Source organism: Pseudarthrobacter sp. PvP090 (genome assembly GCF_040547365.1).
GTDB lineage: Bacteria > Actinomycetota > Actinomycetes > Actinomycetales > Micrococcaceae > Arthrobacter.
Genome location: NZ_JBEPPO010000009.1, coordinates 25,766 through 48,581, shown reverse-complemented (window position 1 = coordinate 48,581; position 22,816 = coordinate 25,766). Strand labels below are relative to the sequence as shown.

22 protein-coding genes and 2 tRNA genes are annotated in these 22,816 nt (G+C 67.7%); 14 read left to right on the top strand and 10 right to left on the bottom strand.

Annotation, left to right across the window (positions count from 1 at the left end; genetic code table 11):
• Positions 1 to 160 precede the first annotated feature (160 nt).
• Complete coding sequence (locus tag ABIC21_RS12005) at positions 161 to 970, bottom strand: VOC family protein (protein ID WP_354350629.1); 810 nt, start codon at positions 968 to 970, stop codon at positions 161 to 163.
• A 455-nt stretch (positions 971 to 1,425) separates the two neighbouring features.
• Here ABIC21_RS12005 and ABIC21_RS12000 point away from each other — a divergent pair, with 455 nt between their 5' ends.
• Positions 1,426 to 2,373: an endonuclease domain-containing protein gene (locus ABIC21_RS12000; protein ID WP_354350628.1), complete on the top strand. Its 948-nt coding sequence runs from the start codon at positions 1,426 to 1,428 to the stop codon at positions 2,371 to 2,373.
• 304 nt (positions 2,374 to 2,677) lie between these two features.
• On the opposite strand, the gene ABIC21_RS11995 is transcribed toward ABIC21_RS12000, so the two are convergent.
• Positions 2,678 to 2,765, bottom strand: a tRNA-Ser gene (locus ABIC21_RS11995).
• Between the two features lie 171 nt (positions 2,766 to 2,936).
• Between ABIC21_RS11995 and ABIC21_RS11990 the strand changes: the two genes are divergently transcribed.
• From ABIC21_RS11990 to ABIC21_RS11960, 7 genes are all read left to right on the top strand, one after another.
• Positions 2,937 to 3,920 (top strand): NAD(P)H-quinone oxidoreductase, encoded by a 984-nt coding sequence (locus tag ABIC21_RS11990; protein WP_354350627.1) that lies wholly within the window; start codon positions 2,937 to 2,939, stop codon positions 3,918 to 3,920.
• Positions 3,921 to 4,049: 129 nt separating this feature from the next.
• Positions 4,050 to 4,586, top strand: a complete 537-nt coding sequence (locus tag ABIC21_RS11985) for a PadR family transcriptional regulator (protein ID WP_354350626.1) — start codon at positions 4,050 to 4,052, stop codon at positions 4,584 to 4,586.
• 151 nt (positions 4,587 to 4,737) lie between these two features.
• Positions 4,738 to 7,038, top strand: coding sequence for a carbon starvation CstA family protein (locus ABIC21_RS11980; protein WP_354350625.1), 2,301 nt, complete (start codon positions 4,738 to 4,740; stop codon positions 7,036 to 7,038).
• A gap of 13 nt (positions 7,039 to 7,051) precedes the next feature.
• Positions 7,052 to 7,243, top strand: coding sequence for a YbdD/YjiX family protein (locus tag ABIC21_RS11975; protein ID WP_354350624.1), 192 nt, complete (start codon positions 7,052 to 7,054; stop codon positions 7,241 to 7,243).
• Between the two features lie 182 nt (positions 7,244 to 7,425).
• Positions 7,426 to 8,124 carry a bacterial proteasome activator family protein gene (locus ABIC21_RS11970; protein WP_354350623.1) on the top strand — a complete coding sequence of 233 codons (699 nt, stop codon included), beginning with the start codon at positions 7,426 to 7,428 and terminating at the stop codon, positions 8,122 to 8,124.
• Positions 8,125 to 8,131: 7 nt separating this feature from the next.
• Positions 8,132 to 8,587 (top strand): hypothetical protein, encoded by a 456-nt coding sequence (locus ABIC21_RS11965; RefSeq protein ID WP_354350622.1) that lies wholly within the window; start codon positions 8,132 to 8,134, stop codon positions 8,585 to 8,587.
• A gap of 107 nt (positions 8,588 to 8,694) precedes the next feature.
• The gene (locus ABIC21_RS11960; protein WP_354350621.1) at positions 8,695 to 9,540 is read left to right on the top strand and encodes an aldo/keto reductase; all 846 of its coding nucleotides are present in this window, start codon (positions 8,695 to 8,697) and stop codon (positions 9,538 to 9,540) included.
• Positions 9,541 to 9,633: 93 nt separating this feature from the next.
• On the opposite strand, the gene ABIC21_RS11955 is transcribed toward ABIC21_RS11960, so the two are convergent.
• From ABIC21_RS11955 to ABIC21_RS11945, 3 genes are all read right to left on the bottom strand, one after another.
• A complete protein-coding gene (locus ABIC21_RS11955) occupies positions 9,634 to 11,013 on the bottom strand; it encodes an FAD-binding oxidoreductase (protein ID WP_354350620.1) in 1,380 nt (459 codons plus the stop codon).
• Positions 11,014 to 11,080: 67 nt separating this feature from the next.
• A complete protein-coding gene (locus ABIC21_RS11950; RefSeq protein ID WP_354350619.1) occupies positions 11,081 to 11,260 on the bottom strand; it encodes a hypothetical protein in 180 nt (59 codons plus the stop codon).
• A gap of 39 nt (positions 11,261 to 11,299) precedes the next feature.
• On the bottom strand, positions 11,300 to 12,280 hold the full coding sequence (locus tag ABIC21_RS11945; RefSeq protein WP_354350618.1) for a hypothetical protein: 981 nt from the start codon (positions 12,278 to 12,280) through the stop codon (positions 11,300 to 11,302).
• Positions 12,281 to 12,350: 70 nt separating this feature from the next.
• Between ABIC21_RS11945 and ABIC21_RS11940 the strand changes: the two genes are divergently transcribed.
• From ABIC21_RS11940 to ABIC21_RS11925, 4 genes are all read left to right on the top strand, one after another.
• Entirely contained in the window at positions 12,351 to 12,824 is a 474-nt protein-coding gene (locus ABIC21_RS11940) for a hypothetical protein (protein WP_354350617.1), read from the top strand.
• Positions 12,821 to 15,688 (top strand): cation-translocating P-type ATPase, encoded by a 2,868-nt coding sequence (locus ABIC21_RS11935; RefSeq protein WP_354350616.1) that lies wholly within the window; start codon positions 12,821 to 12,823, stop codon positions 15,686 to 15,688. Before ABIC21_RS11940 ends, ABIC21_RS11935 begins: the two co-directional genes overlap by 4 nt.
• Positions 15,689 to 15,845: 157 nt before the next feature.
• Positions 15,846 to 16,709, top strand: a complete 864-nt coding sequence (locus ABIC21_RS11930; RefSeq protein WP_354350615.1) for a glycosyl hydrolase — start codon at positions 15,846 to 15,848, stop codon at positions 16,707 to 16,709.
• A 154-nt stretch (positions 16,710 to 16,863) separates the two neighbouring features.
• Positions 16,864 to 17,154 (top strand): hypothetical protein, encoded by a 291-nt coding sequence (locus ABIC21_RS11925; protein ID WP_354350614.1) that lies wholly within the window; start codon positions 16,864 to 16,866, stop codon positions 17,152 to 17,154.
• Positions 17,155 to 17,174: 20 nt separating this feature from the next.
• Here the strand turns inward: ABIC21_RS11925 and ABIC21_RS11920 are convergent, their stop codons facing one another.
• The 5 genes from ABIC21_RS11920 to tmk all read right to left on the bottom strand — a co-directional run bounded on the left by ABIC21_RS11920 (position 17,175) and on the right by tmk (position 21,136).
• Entirely contained in the window at positions 17,175 to 17,342 is a 168-nt protein-coding gene (locus tag ABIC21_RS11920; RefSeq protein ID WP_354350755.1) for an alpha/beta fold hydrolase, read from the bottom strand.
• A gap of 151 nt (positions 17,343 to 17,493) precedes the next feature.
• A tRNA-Thr gene (locus ABIC21_RS11915) sits at positions 17,494 to 17,566 on the bottom strand.
• Positions 17,567 to 17,663: 97 nt separating this feature from the next.
• Complete coding sequence (locus tag ABIC21_RS11910; RefSeq protein WP_354350613.1) at positions 17,664 to 19,229, bottom strand: alpha/beta hydrolase; 1,566 nt, start codon at positions 19,227 to 19,229, stop codon at positions 17,664 to 17,666.
• A 111-nt stretch (positions 19,230 to 19,340) separates the two neighbouring features.
• Positions 19,341 to 20,483, bottom strand: a complete 1,143-nt coding sequence (locus tag ABIC21_RS11905) for a DNA polymerase III subunit delta' (protein ID WP_354350612.1) — start codon at positions 20,481 to 20,483, stop codon at positions 19,341 to 19,343.
• Positions 20,480 to 21,136 carry a dTMP kinase gene (tmk, locus tag ABIC21_RS11900; protein WP_354350611.1) on the bottom strand — a complete coding sequence of 219 codons (657 nt, stop codon included), beginning with the start codon at positions 21,134 to 21,136 and terminating at the stop codon, positions 20,480 to 20,482. The genes ABIC21_RS11905 and tmk overlap by 4 nt, the downstream gene beginning before the upstream one ends.
• Positions 21,137 to 21,224: 88 nt before the next feature.
• Between tmk and ABIC21_RS11895 the strand changes: the two genes are divergently transcribed.
• Together ABIC21_RS11895 and ABIC21_RS11890 are read left to right on the top strand one after the other, a co-directional pair.
• Positions 21,225 to 22,445, top strand: a complete 1,221-nt coding sequence (locus ABIC21_RS11895; RefSeq protein ID WP_354350610.1) for a trans-sulfuration enzyme family protein — start codon at positions 21,225 to 21,227, stop codon at positions 22,443 to 22,445.
• Between the two features lie 9 nt (positions 22,446 to 22,454).
• A complete protein-coding gene (locus ABIC21_RS11890; protein ID WP_354350609.1) occupies positions 22,455 to 22,811 on the top strand; it encodes a DUF2516 family protein in 357 nt (118 codons plus the stop codon).
• Positions 22,812 to 22,816 lie beyond the last annotated feature (5 nt).

Genomic DNA, 22,816 nt, shown 5'->3' with positions numbered 1-22,816 from the left:
TCAGTTTGAGCCTGCCCGGCGCGGAGGCCTGCGGGCATGGCAAAAAGAATACCGGCCAGTAACCGCCTTTGAAGCGGCTGGCCGGTATTCCCGGGTGCAGTTTTAGGGAAGGATTTCCCGAAGTTTTTCCTCAGTTTGTCTTGGGGTTCGCCCGGGACGCCTAGGTGCCCTGCGGCCGGGCGTCCGAACCTGGCTGTGCGGTCTCCGCAACGATTTTGAACATGGCGCCCGTGGGGTCGGCCAGCGTGGCCAGCCGTCCGAACGGGCTGTCGTCCGGCCCGTCGATCACCCGGGCGCCCAGGGACACGGCCTTTTCGATGGCGGCGTCCGCGTCCGCAACCGCGAAGTAGACCTGCCAGTGGGACGGGACCTCTGCAGGGAGGTAGCCCGCGGCGTCCATGATCCCGGCCTTGGCTGCATCTCCGGAGCCCAGGGTGGTGTAACGGAAATCAGGGGTGTCACTCATGACATCCGTGTCCCAGCCGAAGACGTCCTGGTAGAACTTCACCGCGGTGCCGTAGTTCTTGGTGTGGAGTTCATGCCAGGCGGGGGTGCCCGGTTCGGCCGCGACCCCGTAGCCCTTCATCTCGCCGGGCTGCCACACACCGATGGATGCCCCGGTGGCATCCGCGATCATCGCCATGCGGCCCTGGTCCGGAACATCCATCGGCTCCAGATAGACCTGTCCGCCGTGTTGGGCGGCGGCCTGCACGGTGGCCGCAGCGTCCTCCGAGCGCAGGTACGTGCTCCACATGTCCGGCATGCCTGCCATGGACTCGTCCTTTTGCATCATGCCGGCAACGGATTTGCCGTCCTTCGCCGCCATGATGTATCCGCCGTACTTCTCCTGGTCGCCGGTCTCGAAGGTCCAGCCAAACAGCTCACCGTAGAACGCCTTGGCCTTTCCGGTGTCCGAGGTCATCAGATCGATCCAGCATGGCGCGCCGTTGGTGTGGTCCGGTGTAGGCATAGTGGACTCCTTCTCTGCTCTGCGGCCCCGAGTCGAGCTGGCAGGCCGACGGATTCATTCGGGTGGTGAAGACACAGAGAGACTATTCCCGGGCACCGACGGTTTCAATGGTTCCGAGGCTCCGCGCCGCGCCCCCGGCCCCGGGCCGTGAGGTGTCCGTCGGTGCCCCGTGGGCAGATCAGGGCGCATTCGTTGCCCGCATCCGCCCTGATCTGCCCACGCCTGGCGACGCGCACCCGTCCGCGCTGCGCATCCGCCCTGACCTGCCCACGCCTGGCGTCGCGCACCCGTCTGCATAGCCCGCATCCGGCCGCCAGCACATGCCAGCACCTACCCGTACCCGCCGCCACCTCCGGCGCGCCGCTGCCAGCCGACCGATTCCCCCCAGCCCCGCCCCGCGCCGGGGCTGTGGATAACCCGACGCTGCCTGCGCCGCGTTGTGGCCTAATGGGCCCATGGCAACAGCGAAACCGCTGCCCGAGGAACTGGCGGCACGGTCCTTCACTATCATTGAGGGCCGGCTTAGCGGCATTTCCCCGTGGCGGGCCAAGGCGAAGGACATCCATGTGCCGAGCCGCGGCATCCGTGTGCCTGTCGGACCGCAGCAGTCGTTGCTGGAAAGGGTGCGACCCTACACGGAACTGGGGACGCCCGACACTGTCAGCTACTACTCCGCGGCCGCCGTCCACGCCTTCAAGCTCCCGGGCAGCCTGGCGGAAGGGCGTTCCACGACAAGGTCAGGTCTACTGCACCTGACCAGGGCGGGGTCCGCCGCTCCCCGCCGGAAGGGCGTCGTCGGCCACCGCGCCATGCTGGAGCCCGCCGATATTGTCATTCTGCAGGGCGTCCCGGTCACCTCAATTTCCCGGACCCTGCTGGACCTCGCCGGGACGGGTGCGCTGACGCTCGAGGACCTCGTTGTCATCGCGGACGACCTCGTCTGCGAGCATGTGCGTTACCTGCACCCGCGGACCGCGCGCGTGACGTTGGAGGAGCTTCAGCGCTATGCCGGGAGCCGCCGCCCGGTGGCGGGTCTTCGCCTGCTGAGGGAGTCGCTCGGGCTGGCCCGCGTGGGCGTCGACTCGCCGCCGGAAACCAGGCTCCGCCTCCTCTTTGGCCGCTCCGGGCTTCCGGCGTTCGAGCCGAACTACGTGCTGCTGGATGAACGGGGCACTCCGCTGTGGATCGACCTGGCCTGCCCTGAATTCCGACTCGCGGTGGAGTACGACGGCGGACATCACCTTACGCCTGAGCAGCAGCTCGCCGATGCGCTGCGTAACGAACGCACCGTCGGCGCGGGCTGGCGGCAGCTGGTAATCAACAAACTCGACGTCCGGAGTGGCGACGCCTGGGTGCTGACGAGGGTGCGGCAGGCCCTCCGGGGTCAGGGATGGCCCGGATAATCACGCCAGCGCATGATCACCCATCGCGTCGGTCGGGCAGATCGGGGCGCATTCGCGTCCTGCATTGGCCCTGATCTGCCCACGGCCCGGCCAGGTGTGCCCGTCCGCGTCCTGCATTGGCCCTGATCTGCCCACGGCCCGGCCATGTGTGCACGTCCGCGCCCTGCATCCGCCCTGATCTGCCCACGGCCCGGCCAGGTGTGCCCGTCCGCGCCCCACAGGCGTCCGCTCTTTGGCGCACGCGGCCCTTCACGCAAAAATGCCCCCGGTTCCGCCGTAAGTGCGGAACCAGGGGCATTATTCGCGGAAGGTAAGAGATTCGAACTCTTGGTACGGGGTTACCGCACACTGGTTTTCAAGACCAGCTCCATCGGCCGCTCGGACAACCTTCCCTAACGAGTAGTGTTTCATAGGCAGTCGGCAGCAACAAAAAACGCGGTTGCGCTCGCGGACACGGGTAACTCCTCGCCTACTCTGGGAGAAGGCGCTTCGGTTGTGGTGTGTCTCAGGCGCATCGCTGCAAGAAGCTGCAGCAAGTTTTCGTTAGGAATCGGGAGTTCTCCATGAAGGCCGTCCATATTTCAGAGCCGGGCGGACCCGAAGCCCTGGTGGTCCGCGAGGTCCCGTCCCCGGTGCCCGGCACCGGCGAGGTGCTGATCGACGTCGTCGCCGCGGGGCTCAACCGCGCTGACGTCCAGCAGCGCAAGGGCCACTATCCGCCCCCGCCAGGGGCATCTGACATTCCCGGGCTGGAAGTCTCGGGCCGGATTGCCGGGTTCGGTCCCGGCGTCACCAAGCCCTTCTCCGTGGGGGACAAAGTCGTTGCCCTGCTGGCCGGCGGCGGCTACGCCCAGCAGGTGGCCGTTCCGGCCGGGCAGGTCCTGAGGATCCCTGAGGGCATCGACCTCGTCACCGCCGCGGCACTGCCGGAGGTGGCGGCGACCGTGTACTCCAACCTGATCATGACGGCGCAGCTGCAGCCGGGCGAGACCGTCCTCATCCACGGGGCAACGGGCGGCATCGGCACGATGGCCATCCAGCTCGCGAAGGCCTTTGGCGCGGTGGTCGCCACTACGGCAGGCACGGCGGAGAAGGTCGGCACCGCCAAAGCCTTCCTGGGAGCGGACATTGCCATCAACTACGCCGAGGAGGACTTCCCGGAGAGCCTGCGCGCGCAGAACGGGGGCAAGGGCGCGGATGTCATCCTCGACGTCGTCGGGGCCAAATACCTCGCACAGAACGTGGATGCGCTGGCGGACTACGGCCGGCTGGTGGTGATTGGGCTGCAGGGCGGGGCCAAGGGCGAACTGGACCTGGGCAAGCTGCTGAGCAAGCGGGCCGCGATCATCGCGACGGCGCTCCGCCCCCGGCCCGTGGAGGAGAAGACCGTGATCATGGACGCTGTCCGCGACGCGGTCTGGCCGCTGCTGACCGACGGCCGGATCCGGCCGCTGGTGGCAAAGACTTTCCCGCTGGAGCAGGTCGTGGCCGCGCACCGGTACTTCGACTCCGGTGACCATGTGGGAAAGATCCTGCTGGTCCTGTAGAAGCTATTCCAGTTATGGCATATCCCGAATTGCTTCGGGATGTCGAATGACTGTAATGTAATTCCATACGCGGTATACACGCGTCTTGGGGCGCGTGTATGCTGTCGTCCTGCTACCCTCGGGAGCATCATGTCCATCCGCCACAGCCTCCTCGCCCTCCTGCAGGACCGGCCACGCTACGGCTACCAGCTGCGGATCGAATTCGAGGACCGCACCGGATCCTCCTGGCCCCTCAACATCGGGCAGGTCTACACCACCCTTGATCGCCTGGAGCGAGACGGCCTTGTCCGCAAGGAGGGCGCCGACGGCGAGGGCCACGTGGTCTACACCATCACCTCCGAGGGCCGCGCCGAGGTCCGCAACTGGTTCACCTCGCCGGTCCTGCGGACCAACCCTCCCCGGAACGAACTCGCCATCAAGCTCGCCCTCGGGCTGACGCTGCCCGGCGTCGACGTCGGCGCCGCCATCCACGCCCAGCGCGCCGTGTCCATCCGGGCCCTGCAGGACTACACCAAGGCCCGCCGCGAGACCGCTTCCCAGCACCGGTCGACGGACACTGCCCGGCTGCTGGTGCTGGATTCACTCATCTTCCAGACCGAGGCCGAGGTGCGTTGGCTTGACCTCTGCGAGGCCCGGCTCATGCAGTTGACCGGACCGTCCGCCTGACGGCCGTCCGGCGCGCCGGACCGGCCGTTCACCGCCTTTGCGGGGCCGCCTGCCGCAAAGCCGTATCCATGAATCGTTGTCGTTGGTAGGGTGCCTTGGGGCACATCTGTCGAGTGGATTTGCCCGGTTCGGGGTTTCTCAAGGAGGAGACATGGGCACAATGCCAGATGGCACGTCAAAAAACTTAGTGGTCGACGACGGCATAACGCCTGACCCGGCCCTGCCGCCCACAGCCGTGGACGAGTCCGTGCGCGAGGCCGAAGAGCGCAAATGGACGCCGACCAAGATCGCAATCTGGGCGGCAATCTCCCTGCTGGGCGCCGTGGCATGGTTCATGCTCGCGATTGTCCGCGGTGAAACGGTCAACGCCATCTGGTTCGTGTTCGCCGCGGTGTGCACGTACCTGATCGGCTACCGCTTCTACTCCAAGGTCATCGAGCGCTACCTGCTCAAGCCGAACGACCGCCGGGCCACCCCCGCAGAGTACAAGGCCGACGGCAAGGACTACGTCCGTACGGACCGCAACGTCCTGTTCGGCCACCACTTCGCCGCCATCGCCGGTGCCGGACCCCTCGTGGGCCCGATCCTCGCTGCCCAGATGGGCTACCTCCCCGGCACCATCTGGATCATCATCGGCGTCGTGTTCGCCGGAGCAGTCCAGGACTACGTCGTGATGTTCTTCTCCATGCGCCGCGGCGGACGCTCACTGGGCCAGATGGCCCGGGAGGAACTCGGCGTCATCGGCGGCACCGCCGCGCTGATCGCCACCCTGCTCATCATGGTGATCATCGTCGCCATCCTGGCCCTCGTCGTCGTCAACGCCCTGGCCGAAAGCCCCTGGGGTGTCTTCTCCGTCGGCATGACCATCCCGATCGCCCTCTTCATGGGCGTCTACCTGCGCTTCATCCGCCCCGGCAAGATCATGGAAGTCTCGCTGATCGGCTTTGTGCTGCTCATGGCCGCCATCATCGGCGGCGGCGTCGTCGCCGCGACCGAATGGGGCGACGCCCTCTTCACGCTGGACAAGGTCACCCTCGCCTGGGCCATCATCATTTACGGCTTCATCGCCGCCATCCTGCCGGTCTGGCTCCTCCTGGCGCCGCGTGACTACCTCTCCACCTTCATGAAGATCGGCGTCATCGTGATGCTGGCACTGGCCGTCATCGTGGTCCGCCCGGAAATCACCGTCCCGGCCTTCAGCGAATTCGCCAGCCGCGACAACGGTCCAGTCTTCCCCGGAGCCCTGTTCCCGTTCCTCTTCGTCACCATCGCCTGCGGGGCGCTCTCAGGATTCCACGCCCTGATCGCCTCCGGCACCACACCGAAGCTGATCGAGAAGGAACGCCAGACCCGCTACATCGGGTACGGCGGCATGCTGATGGAGTCCTTCGTGGCCGTCATGGCCCTCGTCGCGGCGATCTCCATTGACCGCGGACTCTACTTCGCCATGAACTCCCCGGCAGCCCTGACCGGCGGCACCGTGGAAACCGCGGCCGCCTGGGTCAACAGCCTCGGCCTGTCCGGCGTGAACATCAGCCCGAACATGCTCGCCGAGACGGCGGCCAACGTCGGCGAGGAAAGCATCGTTTCCCGCACTGGCGGCGCCCCCACCCTGGCCGTCGGCCTGGCGCACATCATGCAGCAGTTCATCGGCGGTACCGCCATGATGAGCTTCTGGTACCACTTCGCCATCATGTTCGAGGCGCTGTTCATCCTCACCGCGGTCGACGCCGGGACGCGCGTCGCGCGCTTCATGCTGCAGGACTCGGTCGGAAACTTTATCCCGAAGTTCAAGGAGCACTCCTGGCGTCCCGGCGCCTGGCTCGCCACCGCCGTCATGGTCGGTGCCTGGGGCGCCGTGCTGCTGATGGGCGTCACGGACCCGCTGGGCGGCATCAATACGCTGTTCCCGCTGTTCGGCATCGCCAACCAGCTGCTCGCCGCCATCGCACTGTCCGTCTGCCTGGCCATCGCGGCGAAGAAGGGCTCCTTCAAGTTCCTGTGGATTGTGGCGCTTCCGATGGCCTTCGCGGCCGTCGTGACCATCACGGCGAGCTACCAGAAGATCTTCTCCTCCACCCCGGCGGTTGGTTACTTCGCCAACAACGCTGCCTTCTCCAAGGCACTCGCGGAGGGCAAGACCTCCTTCGGCACGGCCAAGACCGTCCCGGCCATGGAAGCCGTGATCCGCAACACTGCGATCCAGGGTTGGCTCTCGGTCATCTTCGTGGTGCTCAGCATCATTGTCATCACAACGGCGCTGATCGCCACCTACAAGGCGTTCCGCAACGCCAAGGCCGGCCTGGCCAACACCGACAACGAGGATCCGGCGCTGCCGGCCCGTGTCTTCGCCCCGGCCGGCCCGGTTCCCACGGAATCCGAGCGGGCGCTCATGGCCCAGTGGAACCAACTGCCGGCGGACAGGCGGGCCGAGAAGTCCGCCCACCACTAATGCGGAGGCAACGATGAACGCTGTAGTTGCAGGTTTCCGGGGATTCACCCGGTACCTGGGCGGTGTCATGGGTGCGGATGCGTACACGAAGTACCTGGCACACCACGCCGAAGCCGGCCATGGCTCCCGGCCGATGACCGAGCGGGAGTTCTGGCGCGACCAGACGGACCGCCAGGACGCCAACCCGCAGGGCCGGTGCTGCTGACCGGTTTTGGCTGATAGGCGTAGCCGCTGCCGCAGGGGGCGCCGCCGGGCACATTAGTGCCCGGCGGCGCCCCCTCCTGTTTGTTGCTGTTTGTTGCTGTTTGTTGCGACGTTCATGGAGTCTGCGGAGCGGCCCGGCGGCCGGCCCGCTCCGGGGCTCCGGGCTCGTGAGAGTATGAAGCCATGAGCGATCCGCACGACACTCAGCCCGGCGGCGGGAACCCCCTTGAGGGCGCCACCCTGGACCCCCGGCCGGCCGGCGACGACGGAAATGTGGTCCGGGACCGGCCGCTGGAGCCCGGACAGCCCGGGGGACTGCGGGGCCAGGGGCACCCCGTCCAGCCGGCCGCGCCCGCAGGGCCCGCCCGGCCCAGCCGGCTCCAGGACCTCGTTGACGAACCCGCAAAGGTGATGCGGATCGGCACCATGATGAAGCAGCTCCTGGACGAAGTGAGGTCCGCCCCGCTCGACGACGCGGCGCGGGCACGGCTGGCCGGCATCCACGAACGTTCCATCAAGGAACTCGAAGACGGCCTCGCCCCGGAACTGGTCGAGGAACTGGAACGGATCACACTTCCCTTCCCCGCGGACGGAACGCCGTCGGACGCGGAGCTGCGGATCGCCCAGGCCCAGCTGGTCGGCTGGCTGGAGGGCCTCTTCCACGGCATCCAGACCGCCCTCGCAGCCCAGCATGCCGCCCGGGACCACGCAGCCGCGCAGGCACAGCTGCGCCAGTTGCCGCCCGGAACGGTGATCGCCCCCGGCGTCATTATCGGAGAGAACGGCGAGCCCCAGCGGGCCTCGGCCCCCAGGCCCGGCGCGGACCACCCGCAGCCTGCCGTGCCCGCGGACCCGGACCACGGCCCAGGCCAGTACCTGTAAGGCACCCTTGGGATTCTTCAGCGCCGCCCGGCAGGGGCGGAAAGACGACGCCGAACTCGGCAAAGGCCTCTGGCGCCGCGCCCATGACCGTTTCACCCGCGGCCTCGACCGCTATCACCAGGTCCTGGCGGGGGTGGAGGACGATGCCCTCTATGACGAACTCCTGGAGATCGCCGACGAACTCACGGCCCTGTCCGGCCGGGTCCGGAAGATCTGCGTGGAGGCCCAGCGGCGATCACCCAGCGAAGGACTCGACATCCCCGGGAACCTGGCCGGAGTCCACCGTGCCCTGTCCACTGCCGGCAACTCCCTGGCAACCACGGCCGAAGCAGCAGCGATGCTCCGGCTCGCCGTCGGGCCCGTCCCGGCCGGTGCGGTGTCGGTACGGCGCCGCGCCGAATCGGTGCTGGAACAGGTCAACGACGCCGAACGCCGGCTCGCGGAGGCGGCCGCCGCCGGCTGACGGTTCCGGACTGTCCGGGAGCGGACCCTAAAATTCCCGGTTAAGCGCCTAGCTTAGCTGCGCCCTTTACGCTGGCGGTATGCCGACGGCGTTGGCAGGATGGCTGGATGACTTTTTCACCGGTACTGACTTTCAATGACGGCAACACCATTCCCCAGCTCGGCTACGGAGTGTGGCAGGTTGAAGACGACGTAGCCGAGAAGGTGGTTGTCCAGGCCTTCGAGGCAGGCTTCCGCCACATCGACACCGCCAAGATCTATGGCAACGAAGCAGGGGTGGGCCGGGCGATCGAGCGCTCAGGCCTCAAGCCCGAGGACATCTTCATCACCACCAAGCTGTGGAACGCGGACCAGGGCTACGAGTCCACCCTCAAAGCCTTCGAGGAATCCATGGACCGCCTCGGCCTGGAGACCCTGGACATGTACCTGATCCACTGGATGCAGCCCAAGCAGGACAAATACGTGGACACGTGGAAGGCTCTCATCGAGCTGCAGAAGCAGGGCCGCGTCAAGACCATTGGCGTCTCCAACTTCACCAAGGAAGGCCTGCAGCGCCTGATCGACGAGACCGGCGTCGTGCCGGCCATCAACCAGATCGAACTGCACCCCTTCTTCAACCAGGCCGAGCTGCGTGAATTCCATGCCTCCAAGGGCATCCTCACCCAGGCCTGGTCGCCGCTGGGCCAGGGCGGCGAGCTGCTGGAGAGTGCAGTCATCGGACAGATCGCGGCCAAGCACGACGCCACCCCGGCGCAGGTTGTCATCGCCTGGCACCTGGCCATCGGCAACGTGGTCATCCCCAAGTCCGTCACGGAATCCCGCATCCGCGAGAACTATGCCGCGCTGGACGTCAGCCTGGACGAGACCGATATCCAGGCCATCACCGGTCTGGACAACTCGGCCGAGGGAGCCGGCCGCATCGGCCCGGACCCGGCAGTCTCCGACTTCGCCTGAGCCAACCCGGGCTCACGGCGGCTGAGGCCGCGAGGACAGCAGCTGGGCCTTCACCCGAACCGGGTGGGGGCCCTTTCTGCTGCCCGGTTGCCACTAAGGACGGATGTTCTGATTCATCCGGAAAACGTTATCCGGGTCCCAAGCGCGGTTGAGCCCGACCAACCGCTCGTACTTCGCGTCACCATAGATGGCGCGCGGGTCCCCTCGCGATTCGGCGACGTCGTTGACGTAGAGGCCCCTGGTGGCGAACGGCCCGACGCCGGCCATTGCCGCCCGGGCCCACGCGCGGGACGGCCCGTCGAGCGCCGGATCGTCCCACTGGATCTCGGCGCCCATCCAGTAGGCCGCTGTGCGGCCGGTGAACGCGGTCGCGTCCTCCGGCACCTCGGCGATCGCCCGGCCCCAAGACCAAAAACTGAACTCGCCCCCGGCTCCCTCAGGAATCCCGTGGGCGTGCTGGACCGCAATATCGACGAGCTCCTCGGGCAGGCTGCGGAGGAAGGCGCTCTTCATGTAGAAGCGGTGGCCCCACTCCGAGGACACGTCTGCGAGGCGCTGTGCTGCGAGGTGGGGTTTCGGCCCAATCGAGCCGCCAACCGGCGGTCCGAACGCACGCAGCCGTGCGAGATCCCGCTCGGCCTCGCGGGGCTGCCCGCAGTGCAACGCGGAGACAGCGGCTACTGGCCGGCCACCGATCCCAGCCGGGTAGTCCTCTGCCGGGAGCGCCAGATGGATGTAGAAACCGAGCCACAGCTCGTCCGGGCCCGTCTCGGCCATCTCAGTGAAGAGCTGCGCGAGCTCGCCGGCGCGCTCGATCGGGTGGACGACGGTCCCGTGCGTGATGGGATGGTTGAGCGGGTGGAGGGCGTATTCGAACGACGTCGCGACGCCGAAGTTTGCGCCGGCCCCACGGACACCCCAGTAGAGCTCTGGGTTCTCGTCCGACGAGGCGCGGACGACCCCGCCGTCGGCCGTCACGAGGTCCACCGCGCGGAGGTTGTCGATCGTCAGCCCGAACTTCCGCTGCAGCCGGCCCATCCCGCCGCCCAGCGTAAGACCGGCGACGCCGGTGTGGGAGACCACTCCGACAGGGCATACGAGGCCAACCGCCTGTGCCGCGTCGTCCAGCTCTGAGAGCAGCGCGCCGCCGGCGCAGACAGCCGTGCGGCGTTCGGGATCAATCGTCGCGCCGCGCATGCGCGAGAGGTCGATGACCATCCCGTCGTCGCACGTAGAGAATCCGGGGATGCTGTGGCCGCCGCCGCGCACGGCGACGACGAGTTCCTGTTCGCGGGCGAACCGCAGGGCCGCCACGACGTCAGCCGCTCCGTTCGGCAGCACAACGAGGCCCGGCCTGCGGTCGACCAGACCGTTCCAGACCGCACGGGCGGCGTCGTATTTCGGTTCGCCCGGCCTGATCACCTCGCCGCCGAAGCCGTCCGCGAAGAACCTCAGGGTGCGGGTGCCCAACATGGCTCCATGGTAGGGCCGGGGTGCGGAAGTTTTCCAGAGGAAAAGCGTCCGTCCCCGGGCAATACAGCTAGGCGGCCTTCCGGCCTTCCTGCACCGGCACCGCGTCAATGATGGCCCAGCCGTGCTCGTCGACGGCCTGGCGGCTGGCGAACCGTTCTGCATCCGCAACGTCGTCGAAGGACTCGGTGCGGATGCGCCCGCAGTCCGTGTCCAGGTAGGTGACTTCGAAGTACTGGTTGGTTTCCATGCATTAAGTGTGGCGCCGGCCTCCGACACTATCCGGTCATCAGGGCGGTGTGTTGCCAAGCCGCAGCACCCGTTCCCGGGCAAGGTCTTCGGTGCGCCGCGCTTTGGCCGCTGCCCGGCCTGCCTGCTGCGCCCGGGCAGCGGCCAGTTCGCGCCGCTTCCTGGCGGCTTTGAGTTCCTGCTCGCGCTCGGAGAGTTCTTCCCGCAGCGTTCGCACCGCGTCGGCGAGCTCTGTGGCCAAGGCCTCGGACCCGGCCAGCTCTTCGTCATGAGCCCGGGCTTCCTGTGCGGCCGCTTCGGCGGCATCTTCGGCATCCTTGAGCACTGCCCTGGCCCGCTGCAGCGCGGAGGGAGTGGACCTCCGCGGTTCCTGCCGGACGGCGCGTAACCGGGGCTGCTGCGCCGCTTTCCCCGCTGTGGACCCGATCCGTGCCGCCGGACCGGTCCGGACCGTCTCCCCGGCTGAACTGGGGGAAGGAACCGGCGCGGCCGTCGCGGGGAGCACCGGGCCAGGCACCGCCACGGCGCCGGACAGATCCACCACATCGACGCCGTCGGCGGACAGTCCCCGGAGCAGACGGCCGGACTGCACGGCGGCCGCGGCCCCCTCATCGGCCGTCGCCGCGCGCAGCGTCGCTTCCACCTCCGCCGCGATCGCACCGCTGATCTTCCGGCCCAACAGTTCGGCGGCCTCCGCAGCTTCCTTGACCGCGCTGGCCAGGAGCTGACGCCGAACCTGCCCCAGCCGCCGGAGTTCCGGGACGTCGAGGGAGGATTGCGCGGCGCGCATCGCTGTCCCCAGGGCGGCGAGTTCCCGGAGCGTCTCCGGCCGGCGGGCCGAGAGCATGTTCACCGTCCACGCCGCCACGGACGGTTTGGGCAGGGACCGCACCTCGGCGGCGAGGGTCAGCTCCTTCACGGCAGCCGCGTCTTTGGCAGCGGTTGTCCGTGCGGTGACAAATTCGTCGAGGGGGAGGGCATAGAGCCGTGCCGCCACGTCTGCCAGCCCCTGCTCTCCCATGCAAGAATCATAGAAGCCCGGCCCGGGCGATGACGCCGCCACTGGGCGGTTCGAACGGATAGGGTCACTCATGATCGAAATAGCGGGCCTCCCGGCCCACATCCTACTCATCCACGCTGTCGTCGTGCTGGCTCCGATTGCCGGTCTCGCCGCGGTTGCCTACACGGCGGCGCCGCGCTGGCGCGGCTACCTCGCCTGGCCGCTGGCAGTGCTGTCCCTGGGACTGGTTCCGTTGTCCCTCATCACCGCGGAGGCCGGGGAACAGCTGGAGAAGGCCCGTCCCTCCTCTGCCCTGGTCCGGGAGCACGCCGAACAGGGGGACGTGCTCAAAGCCGTGTCCGTGGTGTTCTTGGTGGTGATCGCGGCGACGCTGATCGCAAGCCACGAGCCCATCGGACGGCGTTTCGCCTTCCTGGGGCCCCTGCGGACCAACCGTGCTGTCCGGCTGGTCCTGCTCGCCGCCGCGGCGGCGGCCGGGGCCTTCTTCATCTACCAGAGCGTCATCACAGGCCATTCCGGCGCGGCTTCCGTCTGGGCCCGTTGAACGAACCACCGCGCGGCGCCGGTCCCGGCGCCTCTGCGGGCACCTCCGCCGGTGCCCTCCCGTGGCACCTCCGCCGCGCCTCCGAGGCACTGCATGCGCTCGACGTCGGCCCGGAGACCGGTCTGGACTCGGACGAGGCGGATCGGCGCCTGGCACGCTACGGTGCCAATGAACTCCGTTCCGCACCCCCGGTGCCGCTGTGGCGGAAGATTGTGCGGCAGTTCCAGGACCCGCTGATCTACCTGCTGCTGGCGGCCATCGGCATCTCGGTCCTCGCCTGGGCGGTGGAAGGTGCTGCCGGGGTGCCGGTTGACGCCCTCGTCATCGGGGCCGTGGTCCTGTTCAACGGCGTCCTGGGCTTTGTGCAGGAGAACAAGGCCGAGAGCGCCGTCGCGGCGCTCCGGCTGATGACGGCAGCGAACTCGACGGTGCTGCGGGACGGCCAACTGAGAACCGTGCCGTCCGCGGAACTGGTGCGCGGCGACATTCTGGTCCTCAGCGAGGGGGACTCCGTCGGTGCCGACGCGCGGCTGATCACGGCAAGTTCCCTGGGCGTCGCCGAGTCATCGCTCACCGGCGAAAGCGCGCCCGTCTTCAAAGACCCCCGGGTCCTCAGCGTTGACGTCCCCCTCGGCGACCGGCTGAACATGGTGTACAAGGGGACAGCCGTGGCGCAGGGCGTGGGCCGCGCCGTGGTGACGGGAACCGCGATGGACACCGAGGTCGGCGCGATTGCGGGCATGCTGGCGGCCGCCGAGGACGCCCCCACCCCGCTGCAGCGCGAAATCGCCGGCGTCAGCAAGTTGCTCGGCATAACCGTGATCGCGATCGCCGTCGTCGTGATGGCCACGATCATCATCGTCAGCGGGGTGTCCACGCTGAGCGGCCTCGTCACCGTCCTGCTGCTGGGGGTCTCGCTGGCAGTGGCCGCCGTGCCGGAGGGGCTGCCCGCCATCCTGTCCGTCGTGCTCGCCATCGGCGTCCAGAACATGGCCAAACGCAACGCCGTGGTCAAGGAGCTCCACTCGGTGGAAACCCTTGGCTCCGCCTCGGTCATCGCGTCGGACAAAACCGGAACCCTTACCCGCAACGAGATGACCATCTGCAGGATCACCACGGCCTCCGGCCAGGTCGAGCTCACCGGCGTCGGGTACCGGCCGGAGGGCGGCGTGCTCCACAACGGCCACGACGTTCGTGACCCCGCCCTGCTCCAGGAAGCACGCATGGTGCTCGCCGGGGGCTCCTTCGCCAACAACGCGCAGCTGCGGGAGCACGACGGCGAATGGGAGATCCAGGGAGATCCGACGGAAGCGGCGTTCCTCGTCGCTGCCCGGAAACTTGAAGGTGTCACGGACCGGATCGGGGAGTTCGAGCGTCTTGGCGAGATCCCGTTCACCTCGGAGCGGAAGCTGATGTCCGCGCTGGCACACCACCGGGAGGGCGGCACCCTGTCCCTCGTCACCAAGGGCGCCCCGGACGTCCTCCTGGAACGCTGCACCGGGCTGCAGCTCGGCATGGACATCGTTCCCATGGACGCGGACCGCCGCGCCCGGGCGCTGGCCGACGTCGAGGAGCTCTCGTCCCAGGCCTTCCGCACGCTCGGCGTGGCCTACCGCCAATACACCGAAGCGGACCGTCACGAAGCGGACGTCCTCGACGCTGAGGACGAGAGCACGCTCGTGTATGTCGGCGTCGTCGGAATCCTGGACCCGCCCCGGGCTGAAGCGGCAACTGCGGTGGCCGAGGCGCGGCGGGCGGGCATCCGCGTCGTGATGATCACCGGCGACCACCCGCTCAGTGCGGCCCGGATCGCGGGCGACCTTGGGATCGCCGAACCGGGGGAGCACGCGGTCACGGGCGCGGAGCTGGACGAACTGGATGCGGACGGGCTGCGGGCGCTCACCCGGAGCACCTCGGTGTATGCGCGGGTGGCGCCGCAGAACAAACTGCAGATCATCACCGCCCTGCAGGCCCAGGGCAACGTGGTGGCGATGACCGGGGACGGCGTCAACGACGCGCCGGCACTGAAAACCGCGGACATCGGCATCGCCATGGGCATCACGGGCACGGAGGTCACCAAAGAGGCCTCGAACATGATCCTCGGCGACGACAACTTCGCCACGATCGTCTCCGCGGTGCGCCAGGGCCGGGTCATCTTCGAGAACATCGAAAAGTTCCTGCGCTACCTGCTGTCCTCGAACATGGGCGAGGTGTTCACGGTCTTCCTTGGCGTTGTGTTCGCCGGCGCCATGGGCCTGGCCGGAGCGAGCCCCGGCGAAGTCGCGGTGCCGCTGCTGGCCACGCAGATCCTGTGGATCAACCTCGTGACCGACTCCGGCCCCGCCCTGGCCATGGGCGTTGACCCGGAAATTGACGACGTCATGGCGCGCCGGCCCCGGCAGCGCGGCGACCGGATCCTCGGCCCACGAATGTGGCTGGGTATCCTGAGCATCGGACTGGTCATGGGCGTTGCGTCGCTGCTGACCATCGACATCTTCCTCCCCGGCGGGCTGGTCCCCGGCGGCAGCGACTCGCTCGACGTCGCACGGACCGCCGGCTTCACCACCCTCGTGTTCGCCCAGCTGTTTAACGCGTTCAACTCCCGGTCGGAGACGACGTCGGCCTTCCGCCGGCTCTTCGTAAACAAATGGCTCTGGGGGTCGGTACTGCTGGCGACGGCGCTTCAGGTGGCCGTCGTCGAGCTGCCCTTCCTGCAGCGGGCCTTCGGGACGGCGTCCCTGGACCCCGGCCACTGGGCGGTCTGCGTTGCGATGGCCTCGACCGTGTTGTGGTTCGATGAGCTCCGCAAGATCGTTCTTCGGACGGGCGGGCCTCGACCACGCGCGGGGACGCGCCCGATGTGAGTGTATCCGTCGTGGGAAGTTTGCGGCCGCTACCTTTGTGTCGAATCTGCCGTGGGCTGTAGTCGTTCCAATAGTCGCCACGGTGGAGTATGGTGACTTTCGTCACATTCGACATGGGAACTGGTCTCGGCCCACTTCGCTTCGAGAGAAGAAAGACATGGATCGCCGGACATTTCTCACCGTTCCGCTTGCTGCCCTAGCCGCGCCCGGGACGTTTCTCGCGCCTGGGGCCAAGCCGTTTCCGGCCCCACCCCGGACGGAATTTGCCCCAGCGGCGGCTCCCAGAACCTGGGCGCTCAAGGGGGCAGCCCACGGAGGAGATGACGCTGAGGCGCTCCGGCAGATCCAGAGCCTCCAAGCCGATTGGTACTACTCGTGGGCAGCGGCGTACACAGTCACAACCCGCCCCGGATTTGTGCCGATGGTATTTTCCGCGAGAGCCCTGTTCGAACTGGATGCCATCGGTGACGTGATGCGACAGCTTCCCGAGACGCAAACCAGGCACCTTCTCGGCTTTAACGAGCCAGACCACGCCGGCCAGTCCAACATGTCCGTCGATGAGGCCATCCGGCTGTGGCCCCAGCTTCAGTCGACCGGTCTTAGCCTGGGGTCTCCGGGAACCACCAATGCAGCCGGACCGTGGCTGGATCAGTTCATGACCAAGGCCAGAGGGGCGAACCTGCGCGTCGACTTCATAGCGGTGCACTGCTACACCGCGCCACATACAGGTAGCTTCCTCGCTAGGCTCGTGTCTCTGCACGCCAAGTATGGCTTGCCGATATGGGTCACGGAGTTTGCCGTGGCGGACTGGTCGGCCACGCCCGCACGACCGTCCCGATACACCGGCCTCGAGATCCGGCGATTTATGCGGGACACGGTAGCCGGGATGCGTGCGATGCCGTTCGTCGAGCGATTTGCCTGGAAAACCAGGGGGCCGTTTGACCCGATCATGGGAGAGTCAGCCCTCTACGACACGGATGGTCAACTAACGGCAACGGGCAGACTTTACGCATCGCTCTGAGTGACGCCCGGGACCACGGTTCCCGATCTGGCCCCAGTGCGGCCCCAGTATGCCGCGCAGTAGGTTTAGACCGACCTGGCGGGTGAGACGTGTCCTCGGAGACACGCCGCTCGGTCTGCGCAAAGCTGTCGGTGCCCAGGAGGACCATGGACTTATGACCGCTGCAACAGTGGAGGCGGCAATTCATGAACTGATGGATCTCGCCTGGAATGTTGTCTATCACCTGCTCGAGGAGCAGGGTCTGCTCGGCGACGGATTGTTCGTCGATGAGTACACCGGGATCCACTCCTGGCTGGACGGACCGACCCGGTACACCGTGGTCCACTCCCGGACGGTGGCGGTTCTGTTCGTCGACACACGGCCCGTGGACGCCATCGCCTTCCGTCACGACCTCCTGGGCGCCGCCGACCCGGCAGGCTTCTTCAGACTTCCGGGCAGCTGCTGACGGTCCGGTCGGTCCTCCGCCTACTCCTGATGGAGCCAAGCCGAGACCGTGGCGTTGAACCACTCCGGGCGTTGAAGGGGGATTCCGTGGCCACACCCATCCACAATCTCCAAGTCGCTTCCAGGCAGGGCGGCATGGATCGCAGCGGCAGAGTCACGCATCAGCCTCCGTTCACGCTGACCCACCATCACGAGGGCGTGTCCCGGGAAGCGGGACCAGTTCTCAGGCAACGCAACCGCAGGTTCTCCCCGACGGCGGCCGTCAAGGTCGTTCATGTTGAGCCGTCCAAGGAAAACGACAGAACCCCCGGAAATCGTTGATTTCCGGGGGTTCTTCCCGAGCTTCCTGCCAGAATCGAACTGGCGACCTTCTCATTACGAGTGAGACGCTCTACCAACTGAGCTAAGGAAGCAACCGCACGAAATGTCCGGGCGGTGGCCCGGGCGCTTCATGCCAGAGACAACTGTAGTAGAGTCCTCCGCCCCGGGTCAAAATGAGTGCCGGACGCCTCAGCAGACCGTATTGTCCGCCGGGGTCTTGCCGTCGACCAGGTAAGAGTCCACGGCATTGCCGACGCAGTCGTTGGAGCGGCCGTAGGCCGTGTGGCCCTCGCCCTGCCACGTCAGCAGCGAGGCGTTTCCCAGCTGCTTTCGCAGCTCGCTCGCCCATTCCACCGGCGTGGCCGGATCGCCCGTGGTCCCGATCACGAGGATGTCGGTCGAACCCTTGTAGTCCACCGGCGCCGGAGTCCGGACGTTCTGGTACGGCCACTCCTTGCAGTTGGTCCCGCCGTAGGCGAAGTACTTGCCGAAGGTGGGCGAATCGAGCCGGAGCTGCTGGTCGTCCGCGCGCATTCCGGCGGTGTCCATGACCATCGGGTAGTCCAGGCAGTTGATGGCGCTGAAGGCAAAAGTGCTGTTCGACGAATACGTGCCGTTGGGTTCGCGTTCGGCGTTGAAGTCGGCCAGCCTCAGGAACGGGGAGGCGTCATTCTTCAGGGCGGCGCCGAGGGCCTGCGTGAGCAGCGGCCAGTTGTCGTCGTTGTACAGCGGGACGATCATGCCGGTGACCAGGGTGGACGCCGAGACCATCCTGCCGTCCTTGGCGCGCATCGGGTTCGCCTCCACGGCGGCGATCAGGTCCCGGATCTGCTGGATCCCGGCGTCGACGCCGCCGCTGAGCGGGCAGCCGTCGGACTGGAGGCATTTCTCCACGTACGCGCGGAGGGCTTTCTCAAAGGCTTTGGCCTGGCCGCTGGTGAGCTCCTCGTAGCTGAGGGAGGGGTCCATCGCGCCGTCCAGGACCATCGCGCCGACGTTGTCAGGGAACAGCGAGGCGTAGGTCGAGCCGAGGAACGTCCCGTAGGAGAACCCCATGTAGTTCAGCTTCGTGTCGTTCAGGGCCGCACGCAGGATGTCGAGGTCCTTGGCGGAGCTCTCGGTGTCGAGCTCGCCCAGGACAGGTCCGGTCTTTTCCTCGCATTTGGCCGCGATCACCTGGTTGTCCGCCAGGGTTTCAGCCAGGCCGGCGTCGGTGTCCAGATCGTAGATCTTCGCGCGGGAGGCGTCTCGTTCCTGATCCGTCAGGCAGGTGACCGGGGCCGAGCGCTTCACCCCGCGCGGGTCGAATCCCACGATGTCAAAGTTGGCGCGGAGCTTCTCCGAGAAGTGCGTGGCCCCGGCGTCCTTGACGAAGTCATAGCCGGAGCCGCCGGGTCCGCCCGGGTTGATGAGCAGGCTGCCCTTATTGGCGCCCTTCGTGGGCAGCCTGATCGCGGCGATCTCGATGCTGTCGCCGTCGGGCTTGCTGTAGTCCAGCGGAACCTTGATCTTCGCGCACTGGAACTCCGCCTCGCAGGCGGTCCACTCGGCCTTCTGCGTGTAGTAGCTCCGGAGTTCGGCGGGCGCGGAGGACGCAATCTCAGGATTCGGGGTGCTTGCCCCTTTGGCCCCGGTGCCACCGGCACCGAACAGGGCGCACGAGGAGAGCACCAGGACCAGGGCCATGGCGCCGGCTGCCCGCATGCCGATCGCAAGGGATCGGGATCTGGCGGGCACTGCTCGTGCAGACTTCATACGGTTCTCCTTGGAGGATCGGAACGGAGCGGGGGATGCTGCCCACACCGGACGGGTGCTGGCGGCTGGGCTGATGGTTGGTTCACCTGGGGCGGGTCACTCAATGATCCCTCAGATGAGGCTTGCGGCCATCGACTCGATGGCCAGCAGCGGAGCCACGTTGGACGTCGTGATCCGTTTGCGGGCCTGGTTGATGGCGTCCATGCGGGCAAGCGTCGTTTCGGCGGAGGACTGGCGGGCGAACTCAACGAGCTCGCTCCTGAGTTCAACGTTGACCAGCTCGACGGCGTTCCCCATTTGGATGATCATCACATCCCGGTAGAAGGACAGCAGATCGGTCAGGGTGCGGTCGAGGGAATCTGTCACCGAGCGCTTGGCGCGGCGCTTCTGGTCATCCTCGAGCTGCTTGACCTGCCCCCGCATGGCCGGCGGCAGCGTGCCGCTCTCGGGCGCGCCGAGGGTGGCGAGCAGTGCGGCTTTTTCCGCCGCGTCGCGCTCATCGTTGGAGCTGTTGGCTTCCTCGGTGGCGATCTTAACGAGCTTCTCCGCCATCAGCACCGCGGCGGTGACGCCCCGGAGCCCCAGCGGAAACCGCACGGTTTCGAGCCGCCGCTCGCGGGCTTCCGGGTCCCGGGCCAGCCGGCGGGCGATCCCGACATGGCTTTGCGCCGCCCGCGCCGCACGCTCGGCAACGGCCGGATCGACGCCGTCGCGCTTGACCAGCAGGGCCGCGACGTCGGCCGCGGGCGGAAGCCGCAGCGCCACCGCCCGGCAACGGGAGCGGATGGTGACCAGGACGTCGGCCGGGGAGGGCGCACACAGCATCCAGATGGTCCGGGGAGTCGGTTCCTCGATCGCCTTGAGCAGCACGTTGGTGGTGCGTTCGGCCATCCGGTCCGCGTCCTCCACGACGATGATGCGCCAGCGCGCCGAGGACGGCCGGTTCCCGGCCGTGGAGACCAGCTCGCGGGCCTCGTCGATGGTGATGGTGACCTTTTCGGTGCGCACGAACGCGACGTCGGAGTGGGTTTCACCCAGGATGGTCAGGCAGGCCGCGCATTCACCGCAGCCGCGCAGGCTGACGTCGTCCTGGTCGCAGTTCAAGGCGGCGGCGAAGGCCTTCGCCGCGTTGGACCGCCCGGAACCCGGCGGGCCGGTGAAGAGCCACGCATGGGTCAGGCCGTCGCCCCCGGCGGCCTGGCGCAGCTGGGCCACGACGGCGGGCTGGCCCTGGAGGTCGTCCCAGACGCTCATGCGGTCACGCCCCGGGGAAGGGCCAGCAGCGACTCGACCCGCTCGAGGATCCGCACCGCCAACTGCTCGACCGGGAGGTGGGCGGGGAGGACGAGATACTGCTCGGGCCGGGCCGCGGCGAGCGCCAGGAATGCGGTCCGGATCCTGGCGTGGAACTCGTCCGCCTCGGATTCCAGCCGGTCCTCGGCCGCATCGCCCGCGGTGCGGCGGCGGCGGCCGACCTCGGGGTCAACATCGAGCAGCACCGTGAGGTCCGGCTGCAGGCCCGAGGTGGCCCACTCGTTGATGGTGCGGACGGCGTCGGTGCCCAGGTCCCGGCCGGCGCCCTGGTAGGCGACCGAGGAATCGATATAGCGGTCGGTGAGGACGATCTCGCCGCGCTCCAGTGCGGGGCGGATGACCTGGCTGGCGTGGGCGGCGCGGGAGGCCGCGAAAATCAGGGCCTCGGTGTGCGCGTCGATGTGGCCGTGGCCGTGGTCCAGGACCAGGGAACGCAGCTTTTCGCCGATCGGAGTGCCGCCCGGCTCCCGGGTCCGCAGCACCTTGAGGCCTCGCGATTCAAGGGCCGACGAAAGCTCGGCTGCCTGCGTGGACTTGCCGGCGCCGTCGCCGCCCTCGAAGGCGATAAACAGTCCGGGGTTATGGGTAGTCACTGCTCTAGCGTACCGACAATCGCTGACAGTAACGTGCCCGCACGTAACGCCTTGGGCGCCCTGCGGGGCACCGAAGTAACCTGTGACCATGAGTCTTTCCGATGCACAGGCAGCCTCCCTCTCCGCAGAAACGGTTGTGGTGGCGGCGGGCCGCCCGCCGCGTGAACGCGACGAACCGGTCAACCCCCCGCTGGTGCTCTCCTCGACCTATTACGGCACGGGACCGCTGGGCGACGGCGACCGCGGCTACGGGCGGTACTCCAACCCCACCTGGGACCCCTTCGAGGAGGCCCTCGCCCAGCTGGAGGGCGCAGAGCTCCCCGGCCTGCTGTATGCGTCCGGCCTCGCCGCCGTCAGCTCCGCGCTGTCCCTGGTTCCTGCCGGGGGAGTGCTGGTCATGCCGTCCCACAGCTACGCCGGATCCCTGGTGATGGCCACGGAACTGGCCGCGAAGGGGTTCCTGGAACTGCGCACGGTGGACATCGCGGACACCGACGCGGTCCTGGCGCAGCTCGCCCCGGCGGACGGGCGCCCGGCCAGCATGCTCTGGCTGGAGAGTCCCACCAACCCGATGCTGGGCGTCGCGGACATCCGCGCGCTGACTACGGCCGCGCACGCGGCGGGCGCCGTCGTCGTCACGGACAACACCTTCTCCACCCCGCTCGTGCAGCAGCCACTGGCGCTGGGCTCCGACGTCGTCCTCCACTCGGTGACAAAATACCTTTCCGGCCATTCCGACGTCGTGCTGGGCGCCCTGGTGACTTCCGACGCCGGACTCCGCGCCGCGCTGCTGCACCACCGCACCATCCACGGCGGGATCGCCGGGCCTTTCGAGGCCTGGCTGGCGCTGCGCGGGCTGCGGACCCTGGCCCTGCGGGTCGAGCGCTCGCAGGCCTCGGCGGCGGTGCTGGCCGGGCGGCTCAGCACGCACCCCCGGGTCGGCAGCATCCGTTTCCCGGGGCTTCCCTCGGATCCCGGCCATGAACGGGCCAAGAGCCAGATGAAGGGCTTCGGCTCGGTGCTGTGCATTGAAATGGCCCCGATCGCCAGCGGCGGGAACAACGACGACGGCAGCCACAACAACGGCCTCAGCGGTGCCGATGCCGCGGACCGGATGATCCGTGCCCTGAAGCTGTGGCTGCCCGCCACCTCTCTGGGAGGGGTGGAGTCGCTGATCGAACGGCGGCGCCGGCACACCGCCGAGCCGGCCAGTGTGCCGGAGAACCTGGTCCGCATGAGCGTGGGAATCGAAAACGTCGAGGACCTGTGGGCCGATTTGGAGCAGGCCTTGGCCAGTCTGGGCGGCTAGGCTGGGGTCATGGACGGAAGAGCGCTTATTTACTATGTCGAGACCGGGATCTACTTTCTCCTGGCCCTCGTAGCCCTGGCCCTTGAGGTATGGGCTTTCTTCGATTGCCTGCGGCACAAGGCGAACGCGTTTGAAGCCGTGTCCAAGCGCACCAAGACTTTCTGGCTGGCCGTCACCGGCGGTGCCATGGCCGTTGGCATGCTCTCCCTCCTGGGCGGCGGAGGCGGAGGCCTCCTGGGCCCGCTGGGACTGTTCGGCCTCGTCGCGGTGACGGCGGCGTCCGTTTATCTCGCCGACGTCCGCCCCGCCGTCAAGGACGCGGGCCGCGGCGGAAGCCGCAACACAGGCCCCTACGGCCCCTGGTAGCCCCT